This is a genomic window from Corallococcus sp. CA041A (genome assembly GCF_003612075.1).
GTDB lineage: Bacteria > Myxococcota > Myxococcia > Myxococcales > Myxococcaceae > Corallococcus > Corallococcus exiguus.
Genome location: NZ_RAWF01000026.1, coordinates 1 through 19,624, shown reverse-complemented (window position 1 = coordinate 19,624; position 19,624 = coordinate 1). Strand labels below are relative to the sequence as shown.

The 19,624-nt window shown below is 69.8% G+C and carries 15 protein-coding genes and 1 pseudogene; 9 read left to right on the top strand and 7 right to left on the bottom strand.

Features of this window, described 5'->3' with window-relative positions:
* Both D7V77_RS07355 and D7V77_RS07350 read right to left on the bottom strand, forming a co-directional pair.
* The gene (locus tag D7V77_RS07355) at positions 1-792 is read right to left on the bottom strand and encodes a TadE family protein (protein WP_120575550.1); all 792 of its coding nucleotides are present in this window, start codon (positions 790-792) and stop codon (positions 1-3) included.
* Positions 793-959: 167 nt separating this feature from the next.
* Complete coding sequence (locus D7V77_RS07350; protein ID WP_172812962.1) at positions 960-2,396, bottom strand: sigma 54-interacting transcriptional regulator; 1,437 nt, start codon at positions 2,394-2,396, stop codon at positions 960-962.
* A 77-nt stretch (positions 2,397-2,473) separates the two neighbouring features.
* On the opposite strand from D7V77_RS07350, the gene D7V77_RS07345 reads away from it, so the two are divergent.
* Entirely contained in the window at positions 2,474-3,493 is a 1,020-nt protein-coding gene (locus tag D7V77_RS07345; protein ID WP_120575549.1) for a RimK family alpha-L-glutamate ligase, read from the top strand.
* A gap of 195 nt (positions 3,494-3,688) precedes the next feature.
* The gene (locus tag D7V77_RS07340; protein WP_120575548.1) at positions 3,689-4,360 is read left to right on the top strand and encodes a DsbA family protein; all 672 of its coding nucleotides are present in this window, start codon (positions 3,689-3,691) and stop codon (positions 4,358-4,360) included.
* 60 nt (positions 4,361-4,420) lie between these two features.
* On the opposite strand, the gene D7V77_RS07335 is transcribed toward D7V77_RS07340, so the two are convergent.
* Positions 4,421-5,407 carry a hypothetical protein gene (locus tag D7V77_RS07335; RefSeq protein WP_120575547.1) on the bottom strand — a complete coding sequence of 329 codons (987 nt, stop codon included), beginning with the start codon at positions 5,405-5,407 and terminating at the stop codon, positions 4,421-4,423.
* 184 nt (positions 5,408-5,591) lie between these two features.
* Here D7V77_RS07335 and D7V77_RS07330 point away from each other — a divergent pair, with 184 nt between their 5' ends.
* From D7V77_RS07330 to D7V77_RS07310, 4 genes are all read left to right on the top strand, one after another.
* Positions 5,592-6,530, top strand: coding sequence for a hypothetical protein (locus D7V77_RS07330; protein ID WP_120575546.1), 939 nt, complete (start codon positions 5,592-5,594; stop codon positions 6,528-6,530).
* Positions 6,531-6,748: 218 nt separating this feature from the next.
* Positions 6,749-7,597, top strand: coding sequence for a carboxypeptidase-like regulatory domain-containing protein (locus D7V77_RS07325; protein ID WP_120575545.1), 849 nt, complete (start codon positions 6,749-6,751; stop codon positions 7,595-7,597).
* 150 nt (positions 7,598-7,747) lie between these two features.
* On the top strand, positions 7,748-9,721 hold the full coding sequence (locus D7V77_RS43635; RefSeq protein WP_158624353.1) for a cell wall metabolism sensor histidine kinase WalK: 1,974 nt from the start codon (positions 7,748-7,750) through the stop codon (positions 9,719-9,721).
* Between the two features lie 127 nt (positions 9,722-9,848).
* Positions 9,849-11,021, top strand: a complete 1,173-nt coding sequence (locus D7V77_RS07310; protein ID WP_199733747.1) for a Fic family protein — start codon at positions 9,849-9,851, stop codon at positions 11,019-11,021.
* On the opposite strand, the gene D7V77_RS07305 is transcribed toward D7V77_RS07310, so the two are convergent.
* Together D7V77_RS07305 and D7V77_RS07300 are read right to left on the bottom strand one after the other, a co-directional pair.
* Positions 11,018-12,064, bottom strand: a complete 1,047-nt coding sequence (locus D7V77_RS07305; protein WP_199733750.1) for a PD40 domain-containing protein — start codon at positions 12,062-12,064, stop codon at positions 11,018-11,020. The genes D7V77_RS07310 and D7V77_RS07305 overlap by 4 nt on opposite strands.
* Positions 12,065-12,140: 76 nt before the next feature.
* On the bottom strand, positions 12,141-13,751 hold the full coding sequence (locus D7V77_RS07300) for an N-acetylmuramoyl-L-alanine amidase (protein WP_120575542.1): 1,611 nt from the start codon (positions 13,749-13,751) through the stop codon (positions 12,141-12,143).
* 395 nt (positions 13,752-14,146) lie between these two features.
* Here D7V77_RS07300 and D7V77_RS07295 point away from each other — a divergent pair, with 395 nt between their 5' ends.
* Both D7V77_RS07295 and D7V77_RS07290 read left to right on the top strand, forming a co-directional pair.
* Positions 14,147-14,884, top strand: a complete 738-nt coding sequence (locus D7V77_RS07295; protein WP_120575541.1) for a metallophosphoesterase — start codon at positions 14,147-14,149, stop codon at positions 14,882-14,884.
* 174 nt (positions 14,885-15,058) lie between these two features.
* Positions 15,059-15,640 (top strand): DUF2378 family protein, encoded by a 582-nt coding sequence (locus D7V77_RS07290; RefSeq protein ID WP_120575540.1) that lies wholly within the window; start codon positions 15,059-15,061, stop codon positions 15,638-15,640.
* A gap of 54 nt (positions 15,641-15,694) precedes the next feature.
* Here D7V77_RS07290 and D7V77_RS07285 read toward each other — a convergent pair whose 3' ends face one another.
* Both D7V77_RS07285 and D7V77_RS07280 read right to left on the bottom strand, forming a co-directional pair.
* A complete protein-coding gene (locus tag D7V77_RS07285; protein WP_120575539.1) occupies positions 15,695-16,711 on the bottom strand; it encodes a hypothetical protein in 1,017 nt (338 codons plus the stop codon).
* 400 nt (positions 16,712-17,111) lie between these two features.
* A complete protein-coding gene (locus tag D7V77_RS07280) occupies positions 17,112-18,959 on the bottom strand; it encodes a potassium transporter Kup (protein ID WP_120575538.1) in 1,848 nt (615 codons plus the stop codon).
* A gap of 333 nt (positions 18,960-19,292) precedes the next feature.
* Between D7V77_RS07280 and D7V77_RS07275 the strand changes: the two are divergent.
* A pseudogene (locus D7V77_RS07275) lies at positions 19,293-19,624 on the top strand (histidine kinase); the annotation flags it as partial.

Here is a 19,624-nt window from a genome sequence, read left to right as displayed (position 1 = left end):
TCACCGGGGACAGGCCATGGTGGCGAAGAAACGCGACTTCACGGGCGTCATCATTCGCATGGTGAACGTGGTGATGATGGGGAACACGTACTGCCGGTTGAGCACGCGGTCCGCCAGCTCCATGCCCAGCTCGCCGTCCAGATCGTGCACCGCCGTCACGTCACTGCCGTTCCAGTTGGCGTTGCGCTCGGCGACGATGAGCGGGTTCGCGTCCGTGTAGGGACGCAGGTTGAAGTGCGCCAGGAACATGCGCGACATCACCCAGTTGGCGAACGGGATGCGCAGCGGGTACCAGAACACCAGCTGTACCTCCAGCCGCCGCAGGTGGCCCGGCCGGTCGAAGTCGCTGTCCTCCGGGCTGTCCACGCCGCCGCCCGCCAGGTCCCGCTGGATCCACACGATGCTGCGGTTGTGCACGCCGTCCAGGCCCGGGCCCGAGTAGCGGTTGTTCATCCGCGCCGCGAACGCCTCCGCCAGGAGCCGGGGCGCGTCCGAACCCGCGCCTCGGGCCAGCGGACCGTTGAGCGAACCCGTCCCCTGCCCCATGAACGAGTGGAAGGTCGGAATCAGCGCCAGGATGGCCGCGTGGGTCATCCGCTCGCAGTCCCCGTGCGCCACGCTGCCCGCGCGCGTCGCCCGGAAGGCCGCGTAGTGCGTCATCACCCGCGCCTGCATCATCAGGAACAGCTGCAACGCGCCCAGGATGAGGAACGTCACCAGTGGCAGCGACAGCGCGGCCTCCACCAGGGCCTGGCCGGATTCGCCTGCTTCACGGGGGGATCGTGCGCTCATACGGAGACTCATCCTGCGGGATGGGGGAATCTCGCAGTATCCGTCAAGTGACCGCCGACACACTGCGTCGGGGTCTGAAAGGGGGCCGGGATTGTCTCAGAGGATGGGCCCGGTGAAAACTTCCTGGGGAATCAACACTCTCAGTGAAACCGTGTGACGACGCTGTTTCAGCGCGGTTTCAGCCCCTTGGCGTCGAGCTGATACTTCTTCACCAGCCGCTCGATGGACTTTCGGTGCAGCCCGCTCTCCCGGGCGGCGCGGGACAGGTTGCCCTCGCAGCGGGTGAGGACGCTGGTGACGTACTCGCGCTCGAAGTTCTCCAGGAGCTGCTCCTTGGCGTCCTTGAAGGCCAGGTGCTCGTTGAAGGGCAGCGGCCCCTCGCGGGCCTGGCCCCGGACGCGCGGGGGCAGGTGGGAGGGGAGAATCTCCTCGCCCTCGTCGGAGAAGGTCAGCACGTGGGAGAGCACGTTCATCAGCTCGCGCACGTTGCCGGGCCAGGGGTAGGCCATGAGCAGCCCCAGGGCCTCCGCGGAGAAGCGCTTGCGGCCGTGGGTGTCCACCACCTCCGGCTCCGCCAGCGCCCGCTTGAGGATGAGTGGGATGTCGTCGCGGCGCTGGCGCAGCGGCGGCAGCTGGATGTGGATGACGGACAGGCGGAAGTAGAGGTCCTCGCGGAAGTTGCCCGCGGCGATCTCCTTCACCAGGTCGCGGTGGGTGGCCGCGATGACGCGGCAGTCCACCTCGATGACGTCGTTGCCGCCCACCCGGCGCACCTCGCGGTTCTCCAGCACGCGCAACAGCTTGGGCTGCAGGTCCAGGCGCAGCTCGCCCAGTTCGTCCAGGAAGATGGTGCCCCCTTGCGCACGCTCGAAGGCGCCGGGGCGGCTGGACGTGGCGCCGGTGAAGGCGCCCTTCTCGTGGCCGAACAGCTCGCTCTCGATGAGGTTGGGCGGGATGGCGCCGCAGTCCAGCACCACCATGGGGCCCTTCTCGCGGCCGGACAGCTCGTGGATGGCGCTGGAGACCAGCTCCTTCCCGGTGCCCGTCTCGCCCTGGATGATGACGGACACGTCCATGGGCGCGATGCGCTTGATGAGCCCGAACACCTGCCGCATCTTCACGCTCTGGCCCACCATGCCGCACAGCTCGCCCTCGCGGTCGGGCTCCACCGCCACCTCTTCGTCCATGGGAGCGAAGGTGATGACCGAGGAGCCGGCGCGAATCTGCGAGCCCGGGGACAGGTAGGCCCGTTCGATGCGGCGGCCGTCCAGGAAGGTGCCGTTGGTGGAGTTCAGGTCCACCAGGAGGCGGCCGCGCTCGGTGTATTGCACCTCGAAGTGGTGGCGGCTGGCGGTGCGGTCCTCCACCAGCACCAGGTCGTTGCCCGGGTGGGCCCCGCAGCGCAGCCGCTCCTTGTCACTGACCATGGAGCGCCCGGTGTCCGGTCCCGACGTCACCAGCAACCGGCACTTGTGCATCTTCACGCTGGCGCGCGGATCCACCACCAGTGTCTCCCCCAGCAGAGGGGACTGGGAGGACAGCTCGAGGCCGACGTCTCCTGGATTGGTGTGGATGTCGTCGGGATGCGGGTTGGGTGCGGTCATCAGTGAACGCGAGGATAGCAAAGGGTGCCCACGTGCCGTGCCTCCACGCCTGTGCGTGCTAGTGTCCCGCGCCCCGCATGCCCCCCCGAAAAGCCCAGCCGAAGAAGGCGCCGGTTCCGCCTGGCGCACAGGCACCCGAGCGCGGTGACGCACCGCGACCCAAGCGGCCCCGCGTGAAGAAGACCGTGGCCATCCTGTCCCGCAAGCGCTCGCTGTACTCGACGCGCCGGCTGGTGGAGGCCATCAAGGCCCGGGGGCACCGGGCGCTCGTGTTCGACACGCTGCGCTGCTGCCTGCTGCTGGCGCGGGGCCAGCCGCGCATGACCTACCGCGGCGCGGAGGTGAAGGGCGTGGACGTGGTGATTCCGCGCATCGGCGCGTCCATCACCGCGTACGGCCTGGCCGTGGTGAATCACTTCGAGATGATGGACGTGCCGGTGCTCAACCCGCCCACGGCCATCGCGCGCAGCCGCGACAAGCTGCGCGCGCTCCAGTTCCTCGCCCGCGCGGGCCTGGACATGCCCCGCACGGTGATGGCGCACGACCGCGGCAACGTGCGCAAGCTGGTGCAGGAGGTGGGCGGACTGCCCGTCATCATCAAGCTGATCAGGGGCACCCAGGGCGTGGGCGTGATGATCGCCCACACGCTGCCGGAGGTGCAGACCATCCTCGACACCTTCTGGGACCTGGGCCAGGAGATCGTCCTCCAGGAGTTCGTCGCGGAGAGCGAGGGCCGCGACGTGCGCGCGCTGGTGGTGGGCGACACCGTGGTGGGCGCCATGCGCCGCAAGGCGAAGAAGGGCGAGTTCCGCTCCAACATCCACCGCGGCGGCGAGGGCCGCGCCATCACCCTGTCCTCGGACTACATGGAGGCCGCGGTGAAGGCTGCGCGCATCATCGGCCTGGAGGTCGCGGGCGTGGACATGCTGGAGGGCCGCGAAGGCCCGCGCCTGATGGAGATCAACTCCAGCCCCGGCTTCGAGGGCCTGGAGGGCGCCACCGGTCAGGACATCGCGGGCCACATCGTGGAGCACGCGTTGGTGTACGCGGGGACCCGGGGCAGCGCGTTGCGCGCACGGGCAGGCCGCGCTTCCTGATCGAGATGTTGTGTTGAAAGCAGGCACGCGAGCAGCACCTGCGTGCCTGCCCGCCTGCTCCATGGCATGCGTGCGGGACTTCACGGTGCGCACGGTGCCTTGGATGCTCCTCAGGAATACGGGAATGCCTTCGGGCGGGGATTGTCCAGGGGTGTTGGCAGCGGTGGGGATGCGCCTCTAATCTGGCGACCCCCGATGAAAACGCTGCACAAGCCGCTGCAGATCACCGTCTACCAGGATGTGCTTTGCGCCTGGTGCTACCTCGCCGACCAACGGTTGGAGGTGCTTCGCCAGGAGTTTGGCGATGCCGTCCGCTGGAGCGTGCGTCCCTACCCTTTGCGTCTGCACGACGTACTGCCCACGGAGCGCGAAGTGCGCGGGCTGGTGGAAGAGGTGAAGCGCGCGCAGCGCGAACCCGACCCCACGGCCTCGCTGCTCTCCACGGACCTGTGGCTTGGCGGTGATCCGCCGCGCTCCAGCGTGCCGGCGTTGGCGGCGTTGGAAGCCGCGCGGTTGCAGGGACCGCAGGCGCGGGCCTTCCTCGCCCGGTCCATGCAGCGCGCCGCTCTGGAGCAGGGCGTCAACGTGTCGCGCTCGGATGTGGTGTTCGAGCTGGCGTCGCGCGTGGGCCTGTCCATGAACCAGTTCTCCGCGGCCTTCCGTTCGGAAGAGACGCGCCGGCTCATCTACGACGAGCACCGGCTGGCCGGCAGCCGCGGCGTGCGCGGCGTGCCCTCGCTGGTGATTGGCGGCCGGTGGATGCTGTGTGGCCTGCGCGAGCTGTCCGAGTACCGCGAGCACATCCTCGCGTGCCTGGGCAAGGTCGTCACACCCCGCTCGGGTTACTCCGAGCGGCTGGTGCACTGAAGTCGCCCGCGCGCCTTCGCCCTGTTCGCGAAGGCGCGCCTCCTGGCTTCCCGCGGCTTCTCAGCCCGGGAAGGACTCCGCGGCGTCCTCCCGCGGGGAGCGCATGGACAGGAACATCCCCGCGATGAGCAGCTGGGCCAGCGCCATGCCGGGGATGAAGCCCACGCAGCACACGAAGAACCCCGCCACCATGACGGCGCCCCCCGCGAGCCCCACGCCCAGGATGCTCAGGCGCTGACCGCGCGCGGCCTCCCAGCTGCGGCGCAGCACCTCCACGGGCGAGGGCGGCACCTCTTCGTACGCGAGCTCCGGCTGGACCAGGTACAGCGGCAGCACCAGGTACGCGATGGGCCCCAGCAGCACCAGGAACCCCAGCCCCATCACGCCGAGCATGGGTGCCAGCGCGCTCCAGACCTGGTCCGATGAGGAGTTCAGGTCCACGCCGCTCAGGATGCCCGTGCCCACGAGCGCGAGGATGACCAGGACGCTCAGCAGGGCCAGCGGCACCATCACGATGGCGAAGACGAGGAGCATCGTCAGCGTGTAGGGCACCGCCTTGTGCATCTGGCTGAAGAGGCGCGCCACGTCCGCGCGGCCTCCGTGCAGCACGTCGAAGCACACGCGCAAGAGGCCCAGCTGCACCAGGCCCTGCACCAGCTGCTGCGCCACGAGCCCCACCACGCTCAGCACCACGGCGACGACGACACTGTCCACCGCCGCGCCAATGCCCGTGGCCACGTTGACGAGCAGGTTCGCGCCCAGGGACACGCCCAGGGTGATCAACACCGCGAGCGACAACATGCCCCACTCGCGCTGGAACGCCGCCCAGCACACGTCCCACAGCTTGCTGAAGTTCCAGTTCTCCCGCTGGAGCGGGAACGTGGCGCCGGAGCGCTCCCGGCACGTGGGGCAGCGGGGCGACGCGCCGTTCTGGCTGCACGTGTCGCACGTGAAGTTGCCGCAGCGGGCGCAGGTGCCCGTGGCCTCCCGCCCCGGGTGCAGCGCGCAGGACGCCCCCATCGCGCGTCCGAAATCCACATCCGACATCCGTATGCCTCCCAAGGCGCGACGCCCCCAGGGGCCGCGACCCGGGTGTCATATCAGGCGGGCCCCTTCCCTTCCCGGCGGGCAGGCGTCCCGGGTGAATTTCCGGGGCAGCGGGCCGTCATGAGGGGCAGAGGTTGCGAAGCGGGATGCTTTGAGGGTCCACTTCCGCGACAGGAGACTCTTCATGAACCGCTTGCTCGCCCTGGTCGTCCCCGTGGCCCTGCTGATGGGGACGGGCTGTGTCGTCGAGGCCCACTCGCACCGCCCCGTCGTCCGCCGCGCGGCCTACATCGCCCCCGCCGCCGTGGTGGAGTACCGGTTCGCCGGCGCGCACCCCGTCCCTGACGACTACGGCGGCGGCTGGTGCCCGGAAGACTACGCCCACGTCCACGACTACCAGCCGCCCCAGGCGTCCTACGTCTACACGGACGACGTCTACTACTACCGGGGCCCGACGGTGGTCTGGTACTGGGACTACCACCCCACCCCCAGCGGCGCGTACTGCAACTTCCACGGCCGCCACCAGCACGACTTCTATCCGCAGGGCTCGTGGGGCGCGGGCTACAGCTACGACCGCGGCACCCGGGGCTACCGCTGGAGCAACAGCCACTCGGCCTCCGCGGTCCCTGGCGGCCGCAACAACATCGCCCCCTCGCGGCCCGCGCCCGCTCCGGCCCCCGTCAACCAGGGCCGCAACGCGCCTCCCGGCGGCACGGGCACCGGCGCCCGGCCTCCCAGCGGCTCCAGCTGGGGCCGCGGCAACAACGCCGCTCCCTCCAACAACGCTCGGGACAACGACAGGGACAACGACAGGGACAACAGCCGCAACAGCGGCGGCTGGGACACCCCGGCCAGCAAGAGCCGCGACGACGACAAGGACAACAACCGCGGCAACAGCAACAGCGGGAGCAGCAACAGCGGCAATAGCGGGAGCAGCGGCAGGAGCAGCGGCGGCTGGAGCACCCCTCCCAGTGGCAACAGCGGCGGCGGCAGCAGCGGCAGCAGCGGTGGCCGGAGCAGCGGCGGTAGCAGTGGAAGCAGCGGAAACAGCGGCAGTAGCGGCGGCGGATGGAACACCGGCAAGAGCTCCGGCTCCTCCGGCAGGAGCGGTTCGGGCTGGTAGACGCTCCGCTTCCTCCTCCCTGGCGTGACCCGCGGCACCGGGCGCGGCCTTCCGTTTCCAGCGGAAGGCAGGCTCCCGGTGCCGACGTGTTTTCAACACCCGGAGGGCCCGATGTCCGGTGCGTCCTGCCCGCGAGCGCGGCGGTGCGTCGTGAAGGGGACGGACGACACCCGGGGACGGATTGCGTGCCTCCCCCGCCGTGAAGATGTTGCCGCCCGATGAAACACTACATTCGGGCGGCGGGTGGTGCCGTGCTCGGGCTGTTGGCGATGGCCTGTGGCGACGGCGGCTTCACACCGGACCCCGGCGTGCGGACCGAGGACGCCGAGGCGGTGGATCTGGAAAACCTTCGCATCCTCGTGACGGGCGAGGCACGCGTGTTCCCGGAGGCCGAGGGCTCGGCCGCGGCACCGGCGTCGCTCACCGGGATGGCGCTCACCGTGGAGGAGCCGCTGCGCGTGGCCGTCAACGACGCGGCCGCCACCTTCGCCACCGGCGAGGTGTCCGAGGACGGCGCCTTCCGCATCACCGACGTGCCCGTGCGAGACGTGCACCAGGGGCTCGCGGTGGGCCTGGTGCACGAAGGCCTCGTGCGCAGCACCACGCTCGTCTACGACACCGCCTTCACCGGCACCCGTCCGCGCACGGACGTCATCGACGCGCACGCGTGGGCCCTCCCCATCGCGTTCGTGGATCAGCTGGGCGCCGCCGTGGGTGCGCCGCGCCTCCAGGGCCACACCGGGGACCCGGAGGCCACCCTGGCCTCCGCGGGCTTCGTGCTGGGGCGCGTGGTGGACCTGAACGGTCAGCCCGTGAGCGGCGCGCGCGTGGCGTTGAACCGCGCCGACCTGGCGGACCGCGTCTACTACCCGTCCGGTGACCTGACGTCCGTGGACACCGCGGGCACGGCGGCCCATGGGCTGTTCCTCTTCGTCCACTCCGGCGCCGGGGCCTCCTCCTTCCAGCTGTCCGTGGAAGGCACCGACACGTACGTGCCGCGCAACGTCGACGTGGGCCCGGGCCTGGGCGTCGTCCTCACCGTGTATCCAGGCCGCTACGCACCCTGACCCAACCCTGGACAAGTCGGACATCCCCGCCTAGGACGGACATCCTTCCAACCCCGGCGTCCCATTGCCGGGGGGGCCCATGAGGCGAGATGTTGTGGCAGGATGCAGGGCTGGCGTTCCGGGGGGACGCGGATGATGAGCGGCCAATCCATGCCACGAAGCACGGCGTTGGTCCGTGCCCTTGCGCGCAGCTCCGCGGCGGCCTCCTGCCTGGTGGGCCTGCTGGTGCTGGTGGGCTGGGCGTTGGATGTCATGGTGCTCAAGTCCATGGGCGCCGCGCTCCCCGCCATGCGCCCCAGCGCCGCGCTGGGGTTGATGCTGGGTGGGGCCGCGCTGGGCCTGCGGCTGCCGGCCACTCCCCACCGCATCCAACACCGGCTGGGCACCGCGCTCGCCCTGGCCACGGCCCTGCTGGGCGCGGCGAGCCTCGTGGATGGCGTCATCACCGGAGGCAACGGGGGCCTGGACGCGCTGTTCCTGCGCCTCTTTGGCGAGGACGTCAGCGCGTCGCCGGGCATCGTGCCGTCGCCCCTGACGGGGTTGTGCCTGATGCTCCTGGGGCCGGCGCTGGCGCTGGTGGACCGGGGTCACCCGCAGCGGCTGTCGTGGTCGGACGCGCTGGTGGTGCTCGCGCTGATGGCGGCGCTGACGGGGCTCAACGGCTTCTTGCTGGGCCCGCTGGTGACGCCCGTCGCCGCTCCGTTCTTCCAGGAGCGCAGCATGGGGCTGCACACCACCTGCGTGCTGATGCTGCTGGCCATGGGCACGCTGTGCGCCCGGCCGGAGCTGGGGCTGATGGCGCGGCTCACGCGGGACACGCTGGGCGGCTTCGTGGCGCGGCGGCTGGTGCCGGTGATGCTGCTGGGGCCGCCGGTGCTGGGGCTGACGCTGGTGTTGCTCCACCTGATAGGCGGGCTCAGCCACGACGCGAAGCTGCCGCTCTTCGCCACGGTGGTGGCCGCCGGCGGCGTCACGCTGGTGCTGCTGGCGGCGCGGGCGCTGGACGTGCTGGACACCGAACGCATGCGGGCCACGGCCGCGCTGGAGGCCTCCGAGGAGCGCTTCCGCACCTTCCTGGACACCGCGCCGGACCCCATGGTGGTGGTGGACGCCACCGGCCGCGTGCGCTTCGCCAACGCGGAGGCGGAGCGCGTCTTCGGCTACCGCCGGGAGGCCCTGCTGGCCCGCGAGGTGGAGCTGCTGGTGCCGGAGGGGCTCCACGGCCCGGCCGCCCCCGGAGAGGGCCCGGAGCGCGCCACGGGAGGGCGGCTGGTGGTCGGGCAGAGGCAGGACGGCACCAGCGTGCCGCTGGAGGTGCGGCTGAGCCCGATGAAGGGCGAGGACGACGCCACGCGCATCGCCATCCTGCGCGACGTCACCGAGCGCCGGGACCTGGAGAAGCTGCGCGAGGAGTACGTGGGGCTCATCTCCCATGACCTGCGCAACCCGCTGAACACCATCAACCTGCGCGCCCACCTGCTCCAGCGCGCGCTGCACGAGCGGAAGCTGGAGCGCGAGGGCATCATGGCCCAGGCCATCATCCACAACGTGGAGTGGATGAGCACGATGATCGAAGAGCTGCTGGAGGGCTCGCGGCTGGAGTCCGGCCGGGTGAACCTGCGCCGCGAGGCGCGCGACCTGGGCCGCTTCCTGGAGGAGGTGCTGGAGCGCGACGTGCCGCCCGACGCGCGCGAGCGCTTCCGGCTGCACCGGGTGGATCCGCTGCCGCCGGTGCCCATGGACGCCGCGCGCCTGGAGCGCGTGGTGACCAACCTGCTGACCAACGCGCTCAAGTACAGCCCCAAGGAGACGCCGGTGGACGTGCGGCTCGCCGCCGCGCACGACCAGGCCGTGGTGTCGGTGACCAACCAGGGCGCGGGCCTGTCCCCGAGGGACGCGGCGCGCCTGTTCGACAAGTACTACCGCACGGAGGACGGCCGCTCGGCGGACGGCAAGGGACTGGGCCTGGGGCTCTACATCAGCCGGCTCATCGTGGAGGCCCACGGCGGTCACATCTGGGTGGAGAGCGAGCCGGACCGGGGCGTCACCTTCTTCTTCAGCGTGCCCCTGGAAGCCCCCGCCGCCCCCACGGCGCCCGCACCGCTGCGCCAGCGTGCGGGCTAACCCATTGGAATCACAATGGAAATGAGGCTATTCAAGCCAGCTTTCCTTGGGCTGGACTCTATTTAAGCCAAGGCCATTTGACTTAAATAATCCTCGGTCGAATGCTGGCCGAATGACTGACGCCTCAATGGCACCTTCGAGGCTGGGCCGGTTCGTGGAGACCACCGCCGCCGGCGAGCGCGTGCGGTCATTCGTCCCGCCGCCCCTGCCGCCAATCCCCTCCATCGACGTTCTGGGCCTGCTGGACCGGCTCAGCCGAGCCGACCGGGCGTTGGGCCGCCTCGATGGAATCACGGTGCTCCTGCCGAGCCAGGAACTGTTCCTCTACATGTACGTGCGAAAGGAGGCGGTGCTCTCCTCGCAGATCGAAGGGACGCAGTCGACGCTCTCCGACCTGCTCCAGTTCGAGCTCGGGGCCCAGGAAGGACAGCCCATCGACGACGTGCGAGAGGTCTCCAACTACGTCGACGCGATGATGTACGGGCTCGATCGCCTCAAGGAGTTGCCACTCTCGCTCCGACTCATCCGTGAGATGCATGCGCGGCTGCTGCAAAGCGGTCGCGGAGGCACGATGGATCCGGGGGAGTTCCGTCGCTCGCAGAACTGGATCGGAGGAACGCGGCCTGGAAACGCGCTGTACGTTCCACCTCCAGTGACGGAGCTCGACGGCTGCCTCGCTGCATTCGAGAACTTCATGCACGAGGAGCAGTCCCGGCTGCCCCCGCTCATCAAGGCGGGGCTCCTGCACGTGCAGTTCGAGAGCATCCACCCCTTCCTCGACGGCAATGGCCGTATCGGACGACTCCTCGTGACGCTCTATCTGTGCGTCCACGGCGTGCTCGGGAAGCCACTGCTCTACCTGAGCCTCTACCTGAAGACGCACCGGGCCGATTACTACCGGCTGATCCAGGAGGTCCGCGAACGTGGCGCATGGGAGGCCTGGCTCGAGTTCTTCCTGGAGGGCGTCGAGAAGACAGCGAACCAGGCGTTCGACGCGGCGACAAGAATCGCCGAGCGCTTCAAGCAGGACCGGGAGCTCATCAACAACAAGAGTGAGCGCACCAGCTCAGCGCTTCGTGTGCACGACTTGTTGCAGACGCACCCGTACCTGACGTCGAACCAACTCGTCGCTCGGACCGGGCTGACCGCTCCCACCGTCAACGCAGCGCTCGCGGACCTGGAGCGGCTGGGCATCGTCGAGGAGGTCACCGGACGCAAACGAGGCCGCGTCTTCGCGTACCGCGGCTACCTCGCCATCCTGAACGAGGGGACGACTCCGTTGCAGGGAAGCAGGGCCTAGCGCGGCACGAACCAGCGCGGCAGCCAGTCCGCGCCCTTCGCCGTGGTGAGCCGCGTCTGACCGGTGCCGTCTGGACGCATGAGGTACAGGTCGGTGTCGCCGTCGCGCTCGGAGACGAACACCAGCGCCTTGCCGTCCGGGCTCCATGCCGGCATGTCGTCGCGGTGCTGTCCGTCCGTCAGCGCCACCGGCGCGCCTCCCGCCACGTCCGCCACCCAGATGCGGCTCTTGCCGTCCGGGTGCCGGGCCACGTACGCCACGCGCTTGCCGTCCGGGCTGAAGACCGCCTCGCGCTCGTCGCCCGCGAAGCCTTCTCCGGACAGGGCTCGCAGGTCCGCGCCGTCCGCGCGCACCAGGTACACGCGCTCCTTGCGCTCGCGGTTGCTCACGAACAGCAGCCACTTGCCGTCCGGGCTCCACTGCGGCGTCCGGTCCTCCATGTAGAACGTGGTGATGCGGCGAGGCTCGCCCGTGCCGTCCGCTCGGAAGACGTAGACCTCCGGGTCACCGTCACCGCTGCAAACGCACGCCACCTCCGTGCCGTCCGGAGACACCGCGGGCTCGAAGCAGCCCTCCTTCACGTGCGTCAGTTGCGTGTCCACCGCGTTCGCCTCGGGCAGCACGCGCACCACGTCGCTGAAGCCCTGCGCGTCGGACTCCGCGACCAGCCACGTGCCGTCCGGCGCCCAGCTCGCGTTGCGCGCGCGGGGCCGGGGCGGATGCAGCGCCACCTGGCGGCCTCCCTCGAGCGGCTGCAGACGCAGCTGCTGGAAGACGCGCCCGTTCGCCTCGCCCGACGCAATCACCAGCAGCGTGCGGCCATCCGGTGACGGCGGGCCGGGGTACTCGTCCTCCGGCGCGGAGGTGACCTGCTTCTCTTCTCCGGCGGGCGTCACCCTCCAGACGTCCTTCTGTCCCGCCCTTTCGGAGAGGAAGACGATGGTGCCCGGCAGGGCCCGCCGCTCCGCCTCCGACAACGTGCCGGGCGCCTGGACTCCGCCAGCGCCGCCGCAGCGGCCCTGACAGCCCATGGCGCCCAGCAGGGCGAGCACGGCCCAACCCCACCGTGCCCGCGAGGGCCCGGAACGCTTCCGTCGTTCGAGGCCCTCGTGCATCACCTCACTGCACCCGGACGGCGTCGGCCATGACCACGTAGCCCGGGGTCGTCCAGCGGCTCAGCTGCACCTTGTTCCAGCCGGCCGTGAAGCTGTACGTGCCCAGCGTCACCCACTTGCCGCCGTTGGCCTGCTGGTTGACGGACACGCGGCCGACCTCGGCGCCCGCCGCGTTGTAGGAGATGAACGGCGCCGTGGTGGAGCGGTTCGTGCCCGCCACCCACCAGGCGGAAATGGTGCGCGTCTGCGCGGTGGGCAGGTAGAACTCGAACGTGGCCGGCGCGGAGATGGCCTCCGTGGTCGCGTAGTAGTAGCCGCTGCCGTAGTAGCCGGCGCTGTAGCCGTCCGACCACGCGCCCGTCAGCGAGAACCTCGCCTTGGACGCGTCGTTGTTGGCGCTGTTGCTGTCGATGATGATCTCACCGGTCGGCGTCGTCGTGCCGCAGTAGCTGTTCACCTTGCTGAGGTACGTGGACCACGGCCAGTTGGGACCCGGGTCCGTGCGCGTCGCCGGCTGCAGCTTGCCGTGCGCCACGATGTGGTAGCTGTCCTTCACGATGGAGTTGTCGCGCGCGATGTCGCACGACAGCTTCGCGGACGCGTCAATCTGCCCGGCCGGGAAGGACGTCTGGCTGGCGTAGCCGCCGTGCTCGATGCCGATGGTGAAGTTGTTGGACTGCACGCCGTTGAGCCACGCCTCCTTGCCACTGTTGAGCGACGAGTCGTACGTCGCGCCGATGTGGTAGGCCCGGTGCGCCTCGCGCACCAGCTGGGAGATTTCGGAGCCGCTCTCGTTCACCACGTAGTGCGCGCTCACGCCCGCGGCGCTGTTGGTGAGCCAGCTCCAGCACGAGCCGTAGGAGCCCTCACAGGTGTGGATGATGATCATCAACGGGTTGTGCGACCTGCTCGTGCTGTAGTTGCCCGACGGCGCCGCCCGCCAGATGGACGACGCGTAGTCCGGGCCCGCCGCCATGGCGCGCACCTGGGGACGCTCGAACTTCGCCTCCACCTTCACGGGCTCCAGCGACACGGCCACCGAGCCGTCCTGGTTGAGCGCCACCGCGCCCTCGTTCATCACCGCGTACACGGAGCGGTGCACGTGCTCCGCCTGCGCCTCCGGGTTGGTGATGCCGCTCAGCTGCGCCACCACCGGCGCCCACGCGGCCAGGTCCCCGCGCTCTACCTTCGCGTCCATGGCCAGCTGGGACAGCCGCGCCGCGCCCGCGCGCAGGTTGGACAGCGCGTCCGTGCGCGCCTCCTCCGCCGTCACGCCCGCCAGCGCCGCGCCCTGCTCCAGGTCCTCACCCCGCAGCGCCATCAGGCCGAACGCCGGCTGCTGGCCCGGGAACTCCGCCTCGCCCCGCACCATCTGCCAGCGCGTCTCCGCGTAGGAGACCGCCTTGAGCAGCTCCGCCGGGACGTTGAACTCCTGCGCGGCCTGCGCGAACAGCGGGTCCATCTCACGCGGCAGCGTGCTGCCCGCCGTGTCCGGGGAGGGCTGCGACGGCGTCTCGGCCGGAGGGGTCTCGGAGGGCTGCTGCGCCTGGGGACCGCACGCGGAGAGCACCAGGGCGACGGCCGCCGCCGCGAAGGGATTGCGGAAGGTTGACATGAGGGGACTCCAAAGTCGGGGGGAGGAACTCCACGCCTTCACAGCACCGTGCGTGCCAGCCGCCTCCATCCGTCACCTTCGTCCAGTTTTCTTCCTCGACCGGTGCATGCATGCTCCACCCGCACCGGGCGCGCGAAGTTCCTTGTGACTTCAAGCACCTGAAATCACGGAATTACCTACATCCCAGGACCCGCCGTTTCACGCGGAGTCCGAGATGGCACACGGATGCCGCACTGCCGCAATTCAGGACATCCGTGACGTAACGTTTTGTTACATCATTTCTTGTATTAATCACTATTTGCACCCATGGCGGACCAAGCCAGAGAGCCGTCCGGGCGCGCGCCGCGCTGGAAGGGCCGACATGGGGCCAGGGCATCCGCTATGACGCCACCATCATGCGGCTCTTCGGTATCGGCGACACGCACCTGCCCTCTACCCGGCAGAAGGACATGCACCGCTTCGGTTGGACGGACCACCCGCTGCCCTTGCAGCGCGCGTGGGACGAGCGGGTGCGGCCGGAGGACGCGGTCATCGTCGCGGGCGACATCTCCTGGGCCACTCGCGCCCACGAGGTGATGGAGGACCTGGCGTGGCTGGACGCGCGGCCGGGGCGCAAGGTGCTGGTGCGCGGCAACCACGACTACTGGTGGGGCGACTCCGCGTCCAAGCTGCGCAAGCTGCTGGAGCCGTTCCGCACGCTGGAGGGATTCCTCCACAACAACGCGTTCGTGCTGGGGCCTTGGGTCATCGCCGGCACGCGGCTGTGGACCGCGCCCGAAGCGCCGCCCATGCCGGGCGGGGAGATGGGCGACGAGCAGGGGGATTCCGGCTACGTGGAGCGCGAGACGCGCCGGCTCACCACGTCCATCGACGACGCGCTCAAGAAGGAGGCGGCCTCCCCCACGCCGCTCACCCGCATCGTCGCGGTGCACTTCCCGCCCGTGTACGCGAACGAGCGGGCCACCGCCTTCAGCGCCCCCATCGAAGCGTTCGCCCCCAAGGTGTGCGTGTACGGGCACCTGCACTCGAGCGGCATCCCCGCGGGCTTCACCGGCGAACGGGCGGGCGTGCGCTACGTGCTCGCGTCCTGCGACGCGGCCGGCTTCGCGCCAATGCTGCTGGACGAGCGCTGACGCCCTCCCCGGCGCCCGAAGTCACGGGAGCCCCAAGGAACCTGCCGCGTCGGCCCGGACACCGGACATGGGAGGTCGGGACGGGTGTGACGCCCGGTGAAGCGCTTTGTCGACAGGTGAAAAGGGGCCGTTAAGCTGGCCCCGGGTTCGCCCGTGAACCAAGGAGTGGAAGTCATGCCGTCGGACAAGGCCGAACTCGCCGCCCGGATCGCCATCCTCCAGTCGGGGGACTCCATCCGTGGACTCATCTTCAAGTCCGTCTTCGGCCTGGTGCAGCAGCACTCGGGCGCCATCGGCATGGAGAAGCTGCGCGTGGGGGAGCTGAACCACGACTACGCGGAGCTGCGCTCATACCCGGCGCGGGAGTTCCTCACGCTGTTGTACAGCGCGGCGGACGTGCTGGAGAGCGCGCTCGGCGCCCAGGACGCGGTGTTCCACGCGTGCGGCGAGGTGAGCATCACCCGCTACTCCACCGGGCCGGGGATGCTGGTGTTCGGCATCATCTCCCGGGGGGACCCCCAGAAGCTCTTCGCGGGCGCGCAGATGGCGTACAGCGCGGCGGTGTCCTACGGCAACCGCGAGTACCTCACGACGGGCCCCAAGTCCGGCACCCTGCGCATGCGCCGGGACATGATGCCGCCCGCGTACCACGTGGGCATCCTCACCGGTTCGCTCAAGGTGTTGGGTTTGACGGGCAAGGCCACCGCGAAGCCGCAGGGCATCGACCGCGTGGACTACGACATCGAGTGGGCCTGAAGCGGGGCGCGGGGCCGCGCGTCGACAGCGCTTCGGGTGCGCTCCAAGCGGACTTCAGTCGACGCGGGTGTAGGTCACGTCCAGCTGCGCCACCACGCGCTCGCCCACGGACGCCCAGCAGGCGAAGGTGTGGTCCGCGCCGCGCACGCGGGTGCGGTGCGCGCCGAACACCACTGTCTGGCCCGCGTAGGCCAGGCTGTCCGCGGACAGCTTCACGTCCTTGGCCACGAAGCGGGCGCCGGGCGCGCGCTCCAGCGAACGGCCCAGCGTGGTCGCCATGCGCGTCATGCCGCCCGCGACGACCGCCACCGGCATCACCGGGTGCATGGCGAAGTGGCCCTTGCACAGCTCCGGGGTGACGACGAGCGACGAGCGCATGATGTCGCCCTCCACGCGGAAGTCCTGGAGGTCCAACGGCTTGCTGTACGGGTTCTGCCGCAGCTTCGCCCACTCCTCCGGGGTGCGCTGCACGGTGTCCGCGGGACGCGGCTCACGGCGCATCTCCTGGCGCGCCTCGCCGAACAGGCGGGTGAAGGCGGCGGCGGACAGCACGTTGTAGTCCACCTCCAGCTTGAACAGCGGCGTGCCGTCCGACGAGGACAGCAGCGTGCGCGCCGTGCAGGTGCGCTTGCCGGTGTACTCCGCCTGCGCCAGCGCCCAGAGCATGTCCGTGGCGCGCTCCTGCGGGGCCGGCTGCAGCCACTGACCGCGCGCCGCGCTGGCCAGGTAGAAGTGCTGCCCGTCCTTGGGCGCCACCAGCGCCGCGCCGCACGAGCCCAGGATGGCCAGGTGCCGGCCCGCCTCGCCCAGGCCCAGCGGCATCGCCTCCGCGTCCGACGCCATCTGCACCGGCACGCGCGCCACCACCTCACCCGGCAGCACCGTCACGTCCTTCAGCGCGAAGTACGGATCACGCACGCAGATGCGCGGGTACAGCTCCTGCGCGCTCAGCACCGTGTACGGCGCCGCCTCCGACAGCGGCATCCTCGGCTCGGCCATCCACGACATGACGGACTTCACCGGAGAGACGGCCGGGGACGACACGGGGGCGGGGGAGATGGCCTGGAGCATGGAAGGGCTGACCTCGTTTCAGACGCCGGGTGCCGGGGGACACCTGGCCGCAGGGTAACCAAGTTCTATTGCGCTGGGACAGTATTTTTCTCTGCCCCGCGAAAAGATTCTCGATTCATCGACGAAAGTGTTGCTGCCCTGCCGTATTTTTCTATCTGAACCGGAAAAAACGGACAGGGGCGGTGTAATCTGAAGCAGGCAAGCCCCTGCGTAAAGGGCCGTGTGGCAGTCAGTTACTGACACCCCTGGGTCGGAACAACCCCTCCCTGGAGAACCCTGCCCATGTCTTTTCAAGGAGTTACGAGGCGGAATAAACCTCAAGCCCGGTAAAACAAGTGCAACACCGCCCGAGTAGGTTTTCTACTCCTGGGGTGAAGTCGCGGTGCGGTAACGCTTTGGGTTACAGCTCCACCTGACTGCCCAGCTCCACCACGCGGTTGGGTGGAATCCGGAAGTAGGCGGTGGCGCTGCGGGCGTTGCGGCTCATCCAGGTGAAGAGGGCCTCGCGCCAGGCGGCCATCCCGGGCTTCTTGGTGGGGATGAGCGTTTCGCGACCCAGGAAGAAGCTGGTGCCCATCAGCTGGAACTGGAGGCCCTTCTCCCGGCAGCGCTTGAGGATGTCCGGGATGCTGGGGTTCTCCATGAAGCCGTAGCGGGCCACGACGCGCACGAAGCCCTGCTCCAGGGGCTCCACCTCCACGCGCTCCTGGGCCACCACGTGGGGAATCTCCTCCGAGATGATGGTGAGCAGCACCACCTGCTCATGCAGGATTTTGTTGTGCTTCAGGTTGTGCAGGAGCGCGGGCGGGGTGCCTTCCGGGTTGCCCGTCATGAAGATGGCGGTGCCGGGCACGCGCAGGGGCGGGTGGTCCCCGAAGCTGCCCAACAGGTCCTTGAGGCCCAGGCTGGCCGCGCGCAGCTTGCCGGCGAGGATGTCCCGGCCGCGCTTCCAGGTGGTCATCATCGTGAAGATGCAGACGGCGAGCAGCAGCGGGAACCAGCCGCCGTCGGCAATCTTCGCCGCGTTGGCGCCGAAGAAGGCCAGGTCCACCACCATGAAGAGGCTGGCGATGGGCAGAGCCACGGAGCGGCGGACGCCCCAGCGCTCCCGGGCCACCACGTAGGCCAGCACGGTGGTGATGCCCATGGTCGTCGTCACCGCGATGCCGTACGCGGCCGCCAGCCGGCTGGAGGAGCCGAAGCCCAGCACCAGCGCGATGACGCCCACCAGCAGCGCCCCGTTGACGCCGGGCAGGTAGATTTGCCCCATCTCCTCCGCGGACGTGTGCACCACCTCCATGCGCGGGCAGTAGCCCAGCTGCATGGCCTGCCGGGTGGTGGAGAAGGAGCCGGAGATGAGGGCCTGCGACGCGATGACGGCGGCGGCGGTGGACAGGGCGACCAGCGGATACAGGGCCCACTCCGGGGCCAGGAGGAAGAAGGGGTTTCGGGCGGCCTCCGCGTGGCGCAGGAGCAGCGCGCCCTGGCCCAGGTAGTTGAGCACCAGCGACGGCAGCACCAGCAGGAACCAGGCGCGCCGGATGGGCCCCGCGCCGAAGTGGCCCATGTCCGCGTAGAGCGCCTCGCCGCCCGTCACCACCAGGATGACGGCGCCCAGCACCAGGAAGCCGTGCCACCCGTTGTCCATGAAGAACTGCACGCCGTGCACGGGCGACAGCGACCAGAGCACCGCGGGGTTGTGCAGCAGCTCCTTCACGCCCAGCACCGCCAGCACCAGGAACCACACGGTCATCAGGGGGCCGAACACCGTGCCGATGCCCGCCGTGCCCTTGCGCTGCACCATGAACAGCAGCAGCAGGATGACGAGCGAGATGGGAATCACGTACGGCTGGAAGACGGGGGTGGCCACGCTCAGGCCCTCCACCGCGCTCATCACGGAGATGGCCGGGGTGATGACGCCGTCACCGTAGATGAGCGCCGCGCCAAAGAGGCCCAGGGTGATGAGCACGGGCCGTGCGCGGTGTGACTGCCCCCGGGGCCGGTGCATGGCCAGCGCCATCAGCGCGAGGATGCCGCCCTCGCCCCGGTTGTCCGCGCGCATCACGAAGATGATGTACTTCACCGACACGACGATGATGAGCGACCACACGATGAGCGACAGCACGCCCAGGACGTTGGCTGGCGTCGGCGTGACGCCGTGCGCTCCGGTGAAGCATTCGCGCAGCGCGTAGAGCGGACTGGTTCCAATGTCTCCGTAGACGATGCCCAGCGCGCTCAGGGCGAGCATCGCGATGCGTTTGGGAGATTCCGGCCCCTCCGAAGGGGCGGCCGGTGATTCCGAGGGTGCGTTCACGGCCCCCGCTTTAGCCGAACGCGGGCCCGGAGCAACCGGCGCCTTGCCGCTCCTCTGGTTTCCAACCGCGCCAGGTGTTCCCATGTGCGCGCTTGAGCGCCCTGCCCTCGGGGGTGCCGGGCCCCGGAACGAGGCAGGTGCCCGTCACCAACGCTTCCGGCGGGTGGGTGTCGAGCATCCGCAGAAGTCAGGGATGGCGGGACCTGGGACGCAGAGCGCCGCGAGCGAGGGCGTGCTCCCATGGCGGGTGCAACGGGGGGACGTGGCATGACGATGGTCGCAACCAGGCTGGGGGAAGCGCGGCAGTACGGGGCGCGGCTTCCGGAGATTGAAGAGCGGCTGGCGCTGCTGGCGGAGGCCTCGCGGGTGCTGGCGGACGCGTCGCTGGAGCCCCCGGCGGTGATGGAGCGGCTGTGCGGGTTGGTGGTGCCCCTGCTCGGCTCCGCGTGCGCGCTGCGGCTGTTGTCGGAGGACGGGTTGTGGCTGCGCACGGTGGCGTCGGCGGCGGCGGTGCCGGAGGCGCGCGTGCGGCTGCAGGCGGTGTTCTCCCAGCGGGTGCGCGCGGACGAGGGCGTGGCGGCGGAGGTGCTGGACACGGG